This is a genomic window from Jatrophihabitans sp., from assembly GCA_036399055.1.
Lineage (GTDB): Bacteria > Actinomycetota > Actinomycetes > Mycobacteriales > Jatrophihabitantaceae > Jatrophihabitans_A.
Genome location: DASWNX010000008.1, coordinates 14832 through 28418, shown reverse-complemented (window position 1 = coordinate 28418; position 13587 = coordinate 14832). Strand labels below are relative to the sequence as shown.

11 protein-coding genes are annotated in these 13587 nt (G+C 71.6%); 1 reads left to right on the top strand and 10 read right to left on the bottom strand.

The genetic code is table 11. From position 1 onward, the window contains the following. Positions 1–7 precede the first annotated feature (7 nt). Entirely contained in the window at positions 8–2032 is a 2025-nt protein-coding gene (locus VGB75_02535; protein HEY0165895.1) for a TIGR03960 family B12-binding radical SAM protein, read from the bottom strand. A 143-nt stretch (positions 2033–2175) separates the two neighbouring features. Next, on the bottom strand, positions 2176–2709 hold the full coding sequence (locus VGB75_02530) for a CGNR zinc finger domain-containing protein (protein HEY0165894.1): 534 nt from the start codon (positions 2707–2709) through the stop codon (positions 2176–2178). Positions 2710–2849: 140 nt separating this feature from the next. Between VGB75_02530 and VGB75_02525 the strand changes: the two genes are divergently transcribed. After that, positions 2850–3917: an EamA family transporter gene (locus VGB75_02525; GenBank protein ID HEY0165893.1), complete on the top strand. Its 1068-nt coding sequence runs from the start codon at positions 2850–2852 to the stop codon at positions 3915–3917. On the opposite strand, the gene VGB75_02520 is transcribed toward VGB75_02525, so the two are convergent. From VGB75_02520 to ndk, 8 genes are all read right to left on the bottom strand, one after another. Then, positions 3914–5311 (bottom strand): DUF1501 domain-containing protein, encoded by a 1398-nt coding sequence (locus VGB75_02520; GenBank protein HEY0165892.1) that lies wholly within the window; start codon positions 5309–5311, stop codon positions 3914–3916. The genes VGB75_02525 and VGB75_02520 overlap by 4 nt on opposite strands. After that, complete coding sequence (locus tag VGB75_02515) at positions 5308–6792, bottom strand: DUF1800 domain-containing protein (protein ID HEY0165891.1); 1485 nt, start codon at positions 6790–6792, stop codon at positions 5308–5310. Before VGB75_02515 ends, VGB75_02520 begins: the two co-directional genes overlap by 4 nt. A gap of 85 nt (positions 6793–6877) precedes the next feature. Next, positions 6878–8044 carry an FtsW/RodA/SpoVE family cell cycle protein gene (locus VGB75_02510; GenBank protein HEY0165890.1) on the bottom strand — a complete coding sequence of 389 codons (1167 nt, stop codon included), beginning with the start codon at positions 8042–8044 and terminating at the stop codon, positions 6878–6880. Further along, a complete protein-coding gene (locus VGB75_02505; GenBank protein ID HEY0165889.1) occupies positions 8041–10386 on the bottom strand; it encodes a penicillin-binding transpeptidase domain-containing protein in 2346 nt (781 codons plus the stop codon). Before VGB75_02505 ends, VGB75_02510 begins: the two co-directional genes overlap by 4 nt. After that, positions 10373–10921, bottom strand: coding sequence for a hypothetical protein (locus VGB75_02500; GenBank protein HEY0165888.1), 549 nt, complete (start codon positions 10919–10921; stop codon positions 10373–10375). Before VGB75_02500 ends, VGB75_02505 begins: the two co-directional genes overlap by 14 nt. Further along, positions 10918–11772, bottom strand: coding sequence for a rod shape-determining protein MreC (gene mreC, locus VGB75_02495; GenBank protein ID HEY0165887.1), 855 nt, complete (start codon positions 11770–11772; stop codon positions 10918–10920). Before mreC ends, VGB75_02500 begins: the two co-directional genes overlap by 4 nt. A gap of 84 nt (positions 11773–11856) precedes the next feature. Further along, entirely contained in the window at positions 11857–12906 is a 1050-nt protein-coding gene (locus VGB75_02490; protein HEY0165886.1) for a rod shape-determining protein, read from the bottom strand. A 239-nt stretch (positions 12907–13145) separates the two neighbouring features. Further along, complete coding sequence (gene ndk / locus VGB75_02485) at positions 13146–13583, bottom strand: nucleoside-diphosphate kinase (GenBank protein ID HEY0165885.1); 438 nt, start codon at positions 13581–13583, stop codon at positions 13146–13148. Positions 13584–13587: the final 4 nt, after the last annotated feature.

Here is a 13587-nt window from a genome sequence, read left to right as displayed (position 1 = left end):
TGCGGGCTCAGCCTCGGACCGGCGAGGAGACGGCCGGCGACGGCGTGACCGGCGGCGCCGGATCCGCCGACCGGGCCAGCAGCGGGGTCTTGGCGACCAGCGGCAGCAACGTCTTGCCGGTGGGCCCGATCTGGATGTCGGTGCCCATGGTGGGGCAGACACCGCAGTCGAAGCAGGGCGTCCACCGGCAGTCGTCCTGCTCGTAGCCGGTCAGCGCGTCCTGCCAGTCGTCCCACAGCCATTGCTTGTCCAGGCCGGAGTCCAGGTGGTCCCAGGGCAGCACCTCGTCGGCGAAGCGCTCCCGGGTGGTGAAGAACTCGATCGACACGCCGACCGGTGACAGCGCCGCGTCGGCCGCGGCGATCCAGCGGGCGTAGGAGAAGTGCTCGCTCCAGCCGTCGAATCGCGCCCCGTCACGCCAGACCTGCTCGATGACCGCGCCGACCCGGCGGTCTCCGCGCGAGAGCAGTCCCTCGATCAACGAGGGCTGCCCGTCGTGATAGCGCATGCCGATGTTGCGGCCCAGCGAGCGGTCGGAGTTGATCGCCGCGCGCAGCTTGCGCAGCCGCTCGTCGATGACCTCGGGCGCGGCCTGCGCGGCCCACTGGAACGGGGTGTGCGGCTTGGGCACGAAGCCGCCGATGGAGACGGTGGCCTTGATGTCGCGCGAGCCAGTGGCCTGCCGGCCGGCCCGGATGACGTCCTGGGCCATGGTGGCGATCTCCAGGACGTCCTCGTCGGTCTCGGTCGGCAGCCCGCACATGAAGTAGAGCTTCACCTGGCGCCAGCCCTGGGAGTAGGCGGCGGTGACGGTGTTGATCAGATCCTGCTGGCTGACCATCTTGTTGATCACCCGGCGCAGCCGCTCGGACCCGCCCTCAGGGGCGAAGGTCAACCCCGAGCGCCGGCCGTTGCGCGAGAACTCGTTCGCCAGGTCGATGTTGAAGGCGTCGACCCGGGTGGAGGGCAGAGACAGCGAGACCTTCGAGTCGGCGTAGCGATCGGCCAGTTGCTTGGCCAGCGGCCCGATCTCGGAGTGGTCGGCGCTGGACAGCGAGAGCAGGCCGACCTCTTCGAAGCCGGTGGCGTTCAGGCCCGCCTCGACCATCTGGCCGATCCCCTGGACCGAGCGCTCCCGGACGGGGCGGGTGATCATGCCCGCCTGGCAGAACCGGCAACCACGGGTGCAGCCGCGGAAGATCTCCACCGACATCCGCTCGTGCACCGACTCGGCCATGGGCACCAGCGGCGTCTTGGGATAGGGCCAGGCGTCCAGGTCCATCACGGTGTGCTTGCTCACCCGGTCCGGGACGCGGTCGCGGTTGGGCCGCACCCAGGCCAGCTGGCCGGCATTCGGAGCGCCGTCGGCGGGGAAGTAGCCGACGTCGTAGAAGCGCGGGACGTACACCCCGCCGGTCTCGGCCAGCCGGGTCAGCAGCTCGTCCCGGCCGCCGGGTGACCCCTCGGCCTTGAAGGCTGCGATCACGTCGGTGATGGCCCCGACCACCTGCTCGCCGTCGCCGAGCACCGCCGCGTCGATGAACTGCGCGATCGGCTCGGGGTTGAACGCGGCGTGCCCGCCGGCGAGCACGATCGGGTGGCTGTCGTCTCGGTCAGCGGCGTGCAGCGGGATGCCGGCCAGGTCCAGCGCGGTCAGCATGTTGGTGTAGCCGAGCTCGGTGGAGAACGAGATGCCCAGCACGTCGAAGGCGCCGACCGGGCGGTGCCCGTCGACGGTGAACTGGGGTAACCCGTGCAGCTTCAGCAATCTCTCTAAATCCGGCCAGACCGCGTAGGTCCGCTCGGCCAGCGCGTCGGCCCGCTCGTTGAGCACCTCGTACAAGATCTGCACGCCCTGGTTGGGAAGGCCGACCTCGTAGGCGTCGGGGTACATCAACGCCCACCGGACGCTGGCGGCGTCCCAGTCCTTGGTGCGGGCGTTCAGCTCGCCGCCGACGTACTGAATCGGCTTGCTCACCTGGGTCAGCAGAGGCTCGAGTCGATCGAAGAGGGAATCGGCGTTGATGCTCACGGCCACTGATGCTACGGGGGCCGGTGGGCCTCACGCCCCACGTCGGCCTACTCGGCCGGTCCTCGCACCCGCCGGGCGGACGAGCCGGCGCGGCTCAGCCGGGATTTGCAGCCACTCCGGGCGGCGCGACGTCCGTGGCCGGCTCAGCGTCGACGGGCCCGATAGGCGGCCACGTTGGCGCGATTGCCGCAGGCGGCCCCGCAGAACCGGCGGGAACGGTTCTTGGACAGGTCGACGTAGACGTCCTCGCAGTCATCGCCGCCGCAGATCCGCAGCCGGCTGAGCTCGTCGATCCGGATCACGTCGGCCATCGCCATCGCGGCCTCGACGGCCATCCGGTCGGCCAGCGGCGCCTCTGGAGCGGTGGCATGCACGTGGTAGTCCCACTGATCGTGCTTGACCAGCTGCGGCAGCGCGTGGCGCTCACGCAGCACCTGGTTGACGATGTCCACCACGGCGTCCTTGTCGCCCGACCAGAAGCGGGCCAGGGTCGGTCGCAGCTCTCGCACCGCGGCCAGCTCCGCCGCGTCGCCGGCGCGGGGGCCCGACCACTGCCAGAGGCGGACCAGCTCCTCCAGCTCCTCAAGGGAGGTGAGCTCGTCCTGCCCACCCCGCCCGGTGTTCACCAGTCCCGCGGCAGCCGCCAGCGCCCGCTCTGTGTCATGGGCTAAAACCATGTTGACTCCTTACGGCTGCTCGACTAGCGTCGCAGGTAATGAGCATAATCCCGATTGCTCATTACAGACAAGCCTGACAGGGGCAGGCGCGCGTCAGCCCGCCGAGCCGCCCTCCCGTCGTGAACGAACGGACACGTTCCATGCAGATCGCAACCCGGCAGCGCGCTGGCCTCGGCACCGCGCTGCTGTCTGCTGCCGCCTTCGGCACCTCCGGCGCCTTCGCCACCGCTCTGATCGGCTCCGGCTGGTCGCCCGCGGCGGCGGTGACCGCACGCCTGCTGGTCGCCGCGGCCGTGCTGAGCATTCCGGCCCTGATCGTGCTTCGGGGCCGGTTCGGCGTGCTCGCGCGGGAGGGGCGCAGCATCACCGGTTACGGCGTGATAGCCATCGCGGTCGGGCAGCTGTGCTACTTCAACGCCGTGGCACGCCTGTCCGTGGGGGTCGCCCTGCTGCTGGAGTATCTCGGCATCCTGCTGGTCGTCGGCTGGCTCTGGCTACGGCACGGGCACCGCCCGCGGCGGCTGACAGTGGCCGGCGCCGCCGCCGCGATGGTCGGGCTGGCCCTGGTGCTGGATGTGACCGGCAGCCATCGCCTCGATCCGATCGGAGTGCTGTGGGGACTCGGCGCGGCGGTCGGGCTGGCGGTGTACTTCGTGGTGTCAGCGCGGGCCGACACCGCGCTGCCGCCCATCGCGATGGCCTGGGCCGGCATGGCGGTCGCCAGCCTGTGCCTGGTGGCGATCGGAGTCCTCGGGGTGCTGCCGATCCACGCCAACACCGCCGACGTGCAGTTGCTGCACCACCGGACGAGCTGGTTGGTGCCCGTTCTCGGGATCTCACTGGTGGCAGCGGTCTTCGCCTACGCCGCAGGCATCAAGGCCGCTCGCGCGCTCGGCGCGAAGCTCGCCTCATTCCTGGGCTTGAGCGAGGTGCTGTTCGCGGTGCTGTTCGCCTGGCTGCTGCTCGGCCAGTTGCCGGGCCTGCCGCAGATCGTCGGCGGCGTGTTCATCATCGCCGGGGTCGCCCTGGTGCAGTGGGACGAACTGCGCACAGCCGAGTCGAGCACAGCCGAGCCGAGCACAGCCGAGCCGAGCACGATCGAGTCGAGCACAGCCGAGCCGAGCACGATCGAGTCGAACGCATCCGCCGGAGCGGAGGCCAGCCTGGTCCGCCCGCTGGTCGCCGCCGCCGAGCCCGAGCGCGGCTAGCCGACCCGGACCAGGTTCAGCGGCGTGAACTGGTGACCGGGGAACAACCCGGTGACCGACCCGACCCCGAGCCGCTTCTGCGCCACCTCGCCGAGCACGTCGAAGGCGGCGTTGAGGGCCGGAACGTCGCCGCCGTCCAGCGTCGAGGCCGACAACGGCGTCCACTTGCCGTACACCGAGGCGCCGGCCAGGCCGCCGCCGAGCAGCCACACCAGGCTGCCGTGGCCGTGGTCGGTGCCGCCGTTGGCGTTCATCTGCACCCGCCGGCCGAACTCGGTCACCACCACCACGGTGACCCGCTTGCGCCGGACCGGGCCGAGGTCGGTGAGAAAGGCCGCCAGCGAGTTGGCCGCCGAGGTCAGGTGGCGGTCGAGCTGGTTGGCCTCGTCGGTGTGGGTGTCCCAGCCTCCGACGTCGACGGTGGCGACCTGCATGCCCACCTCGGCGCGCAACAGCGTGGCCAGGTCGGCCAGGGCCTTGGAGAAGTTCCCATTGGGATAGACCGCCCCGTTCTGCGCCCCGGCCTTGGCGCGCGCGGCAGCCGCGGTCTGCAGCGCCGCCAGGGTGGTGGGGACGTCCTCGCCCAGCGGGCCGGGCAGGCCCCGGTAGAGGGTCCGGATGGCCGCCTCGCTCTGGGGCGCGACGCCGCTCCAGCCCGGGAAGCTGAAGTTCTTCAACGAGCTCATCACCAGCTTGCGCTGGTTGCCGGTCAGCGCGGCCGGCAGCGCCGAGCCCTGGGTGACCGCTCGGAAGGTGGTGCCCGGGCCCAGTTGCTGCAGGGCCCGGTCCAGCCAGCCGGTGGTCGCGGTGTCCGAGCCCCGCTCCAGGCACTGCTGGGCCTGGAAGTGGCTGCGGGTGATCCCGGCGGCCGACACGGCCGGAACGAAGGCCAGCTCGCCGGAGTTCCAGAACGGCAGCAGCGGGTTGAGCGCGGCGTTCAGCCCCCAGCCGGGGGCGCCCGGCAGCGCGGACATGCTCGTCGCGGCCGGCACCAGGTTGGCGCGCACGGTGCGCAGGTAGTCCACCCCGAGCTCTGACGAGGCCGGAACCAGGATCCGCAGCCCGTCGGCGGCGCCGCGCAGGAAGATCGTGACCAGGGTGTTTCCGTTGCTGAGCCCGGACGCGGCGTAGGCGGCCTTGGTGGTGACCAGCTGACTGCCCAGGGCGGCGACGCCGACCATGCCGGCGCCGGCCAGGAAGCTGCGCCGGGTCCAGCCGCGCTCCCAGCCGGCGTCCTGGGCGGCCAACTCGGCGCTGACCTGCTCAGCCTTGCGCACCAGCAGTCGCTCGGCGCCGGGCGGCTCGGGCTCGATCATGACGTCCTCTCGGGGGCTGAAGGTCGCGCCGGTGGTGGACCCGGCGTCTTCGGGTGGGGCGACGGGGCTCGCGCTCATCGCAGCGCGTGCTGGGGCGCGTCGAGGATCAACGGGATCAGGTGCGGCAGGTGCCACCGCAACCGGGAGTCCGCGAGCGGGGTGCTCGCCGGCTCCTCCAGAAAGGTCTGCAGCGCCTGCGCGTGGGCGGCCGGGAACCGGCTGCCGGTGAGCCGCCCGCACAGCTGGGTGATGGCCTCGCCGCTGGTCCTGGGCTTGACCGCGCCATACAGCGAGACGGGGTCGAACGCGGCGAAGCCGCCGTACCAGCTCTGGGCCAGGCCGCGGTGATAGGACCACAGGTTCAGCAACGAGCCGGAGGAGCGCCAGGCGCTGGCCACGTCCGGATAGCCGTTGGGCGCGGCCCAGTCCAGCGGCACCTGGCCGACCGAAGAGCTCATCCAGTGCAGGCTCTCCAGCGACTTGCTCAGGTCTCCCGGCCCCACGCCCAGGGCCCGGACGGTCGCGATCAGGTTCTCGGCGGGCCGGCGCACCTTGGCGCCGCGGCTGGCCCAGAACTCGGTCGAGCGCAGGATCGCCGCCAGCATCGGCGCGATCTGGGTGCCGGTCCGCAGGTAGATCCTGGCCAGCTCGGCGACCAGGGTCGGCGACGGGTTGTCCGAGACGTAGTGGACGCACAATTTCTGGGCCAGCCGCTGGGCGGTCGCCGGGTGGTAGGCCAGGTAGCGCAGGAAGGCCTCGCCGGCCGCCTCGCCGCCGTCGGCCGAGTCGTTGGGATGGCTGAAGCCCAGCACCTTGATCGGGCCGACCCAGTGCCGCTCGGGCTTGTAGAGGTAGTTGTAGTCGTCATCCACCGACCGGCCGGTCAGGATCCGGGCGGAGTTCTGCACGTCGGCCTCGGTGTAGCCGGCGCCGATGCCCACGGTGTGCAGTTCCAGCAGCTCACGGCCGTAGTTCTCGTTGACCGCCTTCTTGGTGGACGAGGCCAGGCTCAGGTACTTCAGCATCGCGGGGTTGCGGGCCGAGGCGAGCAGCATGCCGGCGTAGCTGCCCAGGGCATGGCGGCGGATCACGTCGCGGTCCATGGTGTGCCGGCTGCTCCAGACGCCGTCACTGTGGTTGGCCACGTTGAGGTGGTTGGCGAAGAAGTCGGCGACGGTCTCATACACCTGGCCCCGGCTCCACGCCTGCAGGCCCAGGGTCACCCGGGTCAGCTGGTCCATCGCCTCCCAGCCGTACTCGTTTCCGTTGCCCTTGAGCCAGGCCCGGACCTCGGCGGGGCTCTTGGACAGCAACGGTCCCTGCGCGGCGACCCCGGCATGCCCGGCGTAGCCCGCGCCGGCGCCCCGGCTGAAGGCCACCTGGTACTGCCACCAGCCGTCCAGGCCGTAGCGGACCAGGTCCGCGCGGGTCTTGCTCTCGATGCCGAAGCCGAAGCGGGACATCAACAACGACGCCGGGTCCCAGACCAGCGGCGCGCGGCTGGTGCGGGGTGTGTTCCGCAGCGCGGCCGCGATGTTCGGCCAGAACGTGGTAGCCACCGACTTGTCTCACTCTCCGTAACAGCAATCTTACAGAGAGTGAATCATGTGAAGCTGTCGTGAGATAGCGAAACGGAAAAAGTAGTCAGGACGCCGATCGCCGGTGGATGGCCTGGAGCAGCCCGAGCGCCAGAGCCTGGGCGAACATCGACGAGCCCCCGTAGGAGACGAACGGCAGCGGCAGCCCGGTCACCGGGGTGAGCCCGAGGTTCATGCCCATGTTCTGAAACGCCTGGAAGCCGAGCCAGCAGACGATCCCGGCGGCCACCAGCCGGGCGCTGCCGACCGCCGCCATCGCGATCCGCAGGCCGCGCCAGAGCAGCACTGCGAACAGCCCGATGATCAGCGCCGAGCCGGCGAAGCCCAACTCCTCGCCGGCCACCGAGTAGACGAAGTCGGTCTGCTGCTCGGGCACGAAGGCGCCGCGGGTCTGCGCGCCCTGGAACAGCCCCTGGCCGAACAGCCCGCCGTGCGCGATCGCGATGTGCGCCTGGTTGATGTTGTAGGCCACGCCCTGGGGGTCATGGCCCGGATGGGTGAAGGCGGCGAACCTGGCCAGCTGGTAGTCGGCCAGCACGCCGGTCTGGATGGCCAGCACCGCCGCCAGCACTCCTGCCACCAGCAGCGCGCTCAACCAGCGGAGCCGGACGCCGGCCGCGACCAGCACCCCGAAGCCGGCTGCCACCAGCACCAGGGCCGAGCCGAGGTCCGGCTGCAGCATGATCAGCGCCAGCGGCAGGGCAAGCAGCCCCAACCCCATCGCCAGCTCGCTGATGCTCGGCGGGACGTCAGGCGGCCGCCGGGCGGCGCTCTGGCCGAACAGCACCGCCAGCGCCGCGACCACGCCCAGCTTGGCGAACTCGGCCGGTTGCACCTCGAAGCCGCCGCCCAGCACGATCCAGGCGTGGGCGCCGTTGATGGTGGAGCCGATCACGAAGACCGCCAGCAGGCCGATGATGCTGGCCAGGTAGAGCAGCGGGCCGATCAGCCGCAGCACTCGCGAGTCCACCCGCGCCGCGCAGAACAGCAGCACCACGCCCAGGGCGGTGTTGAGCAGATGCTTGGCCAGGTAGGTCTGCGGATTGGCGCCGGCCAGCTGCAAGCGGGTGCGGGTGGCCGACCAGACCAGCAACGCGCCGATCAGGCACAGCAGCAGGGCGGCGGCCAACAGCACGAAGTCATAGGAGCGCAGCCGGCGAGAATCGGCCATCGCCCGCAGCGGCCACCGGGCCGGCACCACCAGCCCGGTCATCGGCTGTCGGTCCGGCGCGCTGAGACGGTGCTCGAGCTGCTCGGCGTGGGCAGCGGGCCAGGCGGCGCCGAGGTGCTCGGCGTCCCGGCCGGCCGGGCCGGCGAGCTGGCTGCCGGCACGCTGCTCCCGGCCGGAGTCGCTGAGGCAGTGGCCGAGGCGGTCGGCGTTGCCGAGGCAGTCGGCGTCGCCGAGGCAGTCGCCGTTGCCGAGGCGCCGCCGGTGCCGCCGATGACCGGCAGGCCCGGCGCCGAGCGGGCCACCGGCGTCCGGACCGTCACCTTCGGCAGCTTGCCGGCCGGCGCGCCCCCGGGCAGGACCGGCGGGGAGTACGCGCCCAGCAGTCCCTCATAGACCTTGCGGACCATCGGCCCTGCCACCGAGCCACCGGTGCCGGCCTGCTCGACCATGCCGATCACCACGAACCTGGCGTCGCTGGACGGGGCGCCGGGCTGCATCGGGCCCCATGACGCCATCCACGAGGTGTCCTGCTTTCCGTACACCTCGGCGGTGCCGGTCTTGGCCCCGATCAGGGTCTTGATCGGGGAGCCGTCGAAGGCCAGCGCCCCGGACACCGAGTGGCTGTCCTCGAAGTGCAGCGAGTCAGCGATGAAGCTCAGCACCTGCTTGTCGACCGGCACCTTGCGGATCACCTTGGGGGTGATGGTGCGGACGGTCTTGCCGGCGGCGTCGACCACGCCCCAGCCCAGCGTCGGGGCGAACAGCTTGCCGCCGTTGAGCATCGCCGAGTACGCCGCCGCCAGCTGCAGCGGCGACATGGAGGTGTCGCCCTGGCCGATCGAGGTGTCGGCGTTGTTGCCGGCGAAGAACCGCCAGCCGTCGGTGCAGTTCTCCGACGCGAGCTGGGTGAGGTAGGCGCGGTCAGCGGGGTTGGCCACGTCCGGATAACCCTTCTCGGCCGCGGCGCAGTAGTCGGCCTTGTGGGCCTGCCAGCTGGCCAACCGGCTGGCTCGGCTGCCGATCGAGCCGCTGGCCTGCTCGTCGGCAGGCAGGTCGATGCCCGGCGCGTGCGCCACCCCGAACGCCCGGGCCATCGCCTGCAGCTGCTCCAGCGGCTTCTCACCCCGCTCGACCCGGGCCTGGTCGGCCTGCCACTCGGCGACCGCCGGGGCGTAGAAGTAGGTGTCACAGGAGACCTGCAGCGCGAATCTGAGGTCGATCAGGCCGTAGGCATGAGACTCGAAGTTGGTCTTGGTGCGCCCGTCGACGTCCAACGAGCCCGGGCACGGGTACTGGCCGTCCAGGGTGACCGCGCCGGTGCTGACGTTGTCGGCGGCGCTGATCAGCTTGAACGTCGAACCAGGGGCGTACGCCCCGGCGATGGCACGCCCGACCAGCGGGTCACCGGCCGTCGGCGCGGTCAGCTTGGCGTAGTCGGCGACCGAGATCCCACCGACGAACGCGGCGGGGTCATAGCTCGGGTAGCTGGCGGCGGCGATCACCCGGCCCGTGTGCGGGTCCATCACCACCAGCGCGCCCGAGGGCGCCGCATTTCCCTTGGCGCGCGAGGCGGCGATCTGCTCGGCCAGCGACTTCTCGGCCAGGGCCTGCACGTCGGCGTCCAGACTGGTCACCAGGGTGTCGCCGGGCCGGGCGGCGATCGTGGCGCCCTGGCTGACCGCCTCGCCGCGCGGGTCCAGCCGCACCCGCTGCTCGCCATTGACGCCGCGCAGCACGGAGTCATAGGACTCCTCCAGCCCGCTGCGCCCGATCGTGTCGGCGTCGACCAGCGCCTTGTTCGCCTTCTGGTCCGAGGGCCCGACAGCGCCGGTGTAGCCGAGCAGGTGCGCGGCCAGGCTGCCGCCGGGATAGTGCAGGACGGTCTGGGTGCTGACCTTGACGCCGGGGAACTTCTCGGCGTGCTCGGACACCGCCAGCACCACCGAGGGATCCACCCCGGTCGCCACCGGGACCGGTTGGTAGGGCTGGCCGGTCCAGCACGGCGCCGGAACCCGCACGCCGCACGGGGTGATGGCCCGCCGCAGGTCCGCGGCGGTGGTCGAGAGCACTGGGGCCAGCCGGGCCAGCACCGCGGCGCCGTGGTCGTCCTGCTGATCCAGCGCCGAGCGGTCCACCGTCAGCACATGGGTGTTGCGGTTGCCGACCAGCACCCGGCCCCGGGAATCGAGGATCTCACCGCGCGGAGCCGGCACCACGATCGCGCCGAGGTGGGTGAGGGCGGCCGACTGCAGTGGCTTGTTCGGGTCCAGCAACTGCACGAAGGCCAGCCGGGCCAGCAGGGTGAGCAGCAGCGAGACGATCAGCAGCCGCAGCACCGACAGCCGGGCGCGGTGCGAGCCCAGTCGCGGGTCAGCCGAGCGCATCGGCGTTGCCGATCAACCGTGCCGTCGGGCGGGGCGAGCGGATCCCCTGCGCGAGCAGCAGACTGCGCACCAGCGGCGCCACCAGCAGGCCCAGCAGCGCATCGGTCAGCCCGACCGGGATCAGGTAGGTCAGCGCCAGCACCGCGGTCGCGGCGTGCGAGCCGAGGATGGCCAGCACCAGCCCCACCACGCCGGAGGTGGCAGCGCCCAGCAGGGCGGCCAACGCGGCCACCCCACGGGTGCCATAGCCACGCTGGGTGGCCAGGCCGCCCAGCATCCCGGCGACGAGCCCGGCCGCCAGCCAGCACAGCGCCTGGACGCCGGCCGGGTGATCTGAGCCCAGGTCGGCCAGCAGGCCGGTGGCGAACCCGAGCGCCATTCCTATGCCGGGTCCGGCGTAGATGCCGACCACGATCACCAGCAGCGCCGGCAGCGAGACCGGCACCGGAAAGGTCAGCGGGCCCAGCAGGCTGGCTTGCAGCAGCAGCGCGGTGATCACCCCGGCGACCGCCGAGGCGATCCGCGACCCGGTCACCGGTCGCTGCCCGGTTCCAGCGCCTGACGCGCGACGCCCCGAGGCTCCTGCAGGATGATGCCGACCAGATCAAGGCCGGACTGGCCGGCGGCCGGGCGCACCCGTGCCGACACCGCGCCGTCGGCGCCGGTGGTCACCGAGGTCACCACGCCGACCTCGACGCCGGAGGCGTAGGTGGTCTTGCCGGCCGGCCCGGTGACCAATCGGTCCCCGACCCGGACGTCCACCCGGTCCTCCAGGGCGCGGGCGCTGAGCGTGCCGCTGCCGGCGCCGGTGGCCAGCAGCAGCGCTCCGGAGCGGACGTCGCGCACTCCCACCCCGGACGTCGGGTCCGCGGCCAGCAGGACCACCGAGGTGGTGCTGTGCACCGCCACCACCCGGCCGACCAGGCCCAGGCCGTCGGTCACCGTCTGACCGGCCTGCACGTGCTCGCGGCTGCCGACGTCGACCGTGACACTCCACTGGAAACCCGCGCCCGGCCCGGTGGCGATCACCCGGGCCGGCATCAGCCGCCAGTCGGCGGTGTCGGCCTGCAGTCGCAGGACTCGCAGCTGCCTGGCGGTGGCCTCGTCGGCGGCCGTAGCCGCCAGCTGCCGCTGCAGCTGGGCGTTGCGCTGCTTGAGCTGCGCTATCTCACGGCGGTTGCCGCCGACGTTGGGCACGCCCTGCACAAAGCGCCGGACGGGACCGAGCACCGCGTCGGTGCCCCGGTAGAGCGAGCCGAGGGCGCCGGTGGTCCCGCCCCTGGCGCCGCTCAGCGAGCCGCCTGCGAAGTCGAAGCTGATGAACAGCAAGGCGAGCACCGTGAGCAGCACGGCAGACAGTTGCTGGCGTCGGGTGAGCCTGCGCATGACCTATCGCCCTCTAACCCTGCCGGCTCAGCCGCTCAACGCGTCGGCACCGGTGAACCGCGGCGCTTGTCGACAGCGGCGCGCTCAACGGCGGTGTCCGGCGACGACGACCTTGTGCAGCGTCTCGAACTGCTCGACGACGGTGGCGGTGCCGAGCACCACCGAGTCCAGGGGCCGGTCGGCGACCAGCACCGGAATGCCTATCTCGTGCTGGAGCCGGGCATCCAGGCCACGCAGCAGCGCGCCGCCGCCGGTCAGCACGATGCCACGGGTGACCAGGTCCCCGGCCAGTTCCGGCGGGCAACGGTCCAGGGTGGCCCGGACGGCCGCCACTATCCGGTTGATCGGCGCGCTCATGGCGTGGCGCAACTCCTCCGCCGACACCGCGACGTTGCGCGGCAGGCCGGTCGCCACGTCCCGGCCGCGGATCTCGGCTCGCACCGGGCCGGCTATCGGAAAGGCCGAGCCGATCGAGATCTTGAGCTCCTCGGCGGTCCGCTCGCCGATCAGCATGGAGAACTCCGAGCGGATGTGATCGACGATCGCCCGGTCGAGGGCGTCGCCGGCCACTCGGAGGCTGGTGCTGGACACGATTCCGGCGAGGGCGATGATGGCGACCTCGGTGGTGCCGCCGCCGATGTCGATCACCATCGAGCCGGACGCCTGGCTGACGGGCAGGCCGGCGCCGATCGCGGCGGCCATCGGCTCGGAGATGATGTGCACCCGCCGGGCGCCGGCCGCGTAGGCAGACTCGCTGACCGCCCGCTGCTCCACCGAGGTGATCCCGCTAGGGACGCACACCACGACCCGGGGTCCGGCGAAGGCCCGCCGGCCGATCACCTTGCGGACGAAGTAACGCAGCATCTCGGCGGTGATGTCGTAGTCGGCGATCACGCCGTCCTGCAGCGGCCGCACGGCTCGGATGTGACCCGGTGTCCGGCCGATCATCCGCTTGGCTTCGGCGCCGACGGCGACCACCGCCCTGGTGGTGGTGTCGATCGCCACCACCGACGGCTCGTTGAGCATGATGCCGCGACCGCGTGCGTAGACAAGGGTGTTCGCGGTTCCCAGGTCTACTGCGAGGTCACCGCCGAGCAGGTCGCCGCCCAGCAGCGACATCGGGGTGAATGCCATGGGAACCCTCGTTTATGGTGCGCCGCCGGATGAAACCGGTGTTACTGATGTGAATGAACGTCCCGATCGTAGGGGCGCGGCTCGGCTATCGGCCGTTGCGACTCGCCCGTGCAGACAATGGAAAACGGTCATACCGCAGATCGCCCGGGCGGCGTCTGGGCCGGCGCGGCTGATCGCGCCCCACAGACGCCGGCGCGCGGCGCCTAGAACGCAGAACAGGCGAGAAACTAAGGGCTTTCTCAGCTGAGGCTGTCGCCGAACCAGAGCGCGACCTCGCGCTCGGCGGAAACGGGTGAGTCCGAGCCGTGCACCAGGTTCTGCTGCACCTTCGAGCCCCAGTCCCGGCCGAGGTCACCGCGGATGGTGCCCGGCGCCGCCACGCTCGGATCGGTGGCGCCGGCCAGCGACCGGAAGCCCTCGATGACCCGCTGGCCCTCGGCCACCACCGCCACCACCGGACCGGAGGACATGAACTCCACCAGCGGCTGGTAGAACGGCTTTCCCACGTGCTCGGCGTAGTGCTGGGCCAGCAACTCCGCATCGGCCAAGCGCTGCCGCAACGCCACGATCCGGTAGCCCTTGGCCTCTATCCGGGCCAGGATCACGCCGGTCAGGTTGCGGGCCACCCCGTCCGGCTTGACCAGGATCAGGGTTCGCTCCACGGCTGCGTCAGTCACCGCG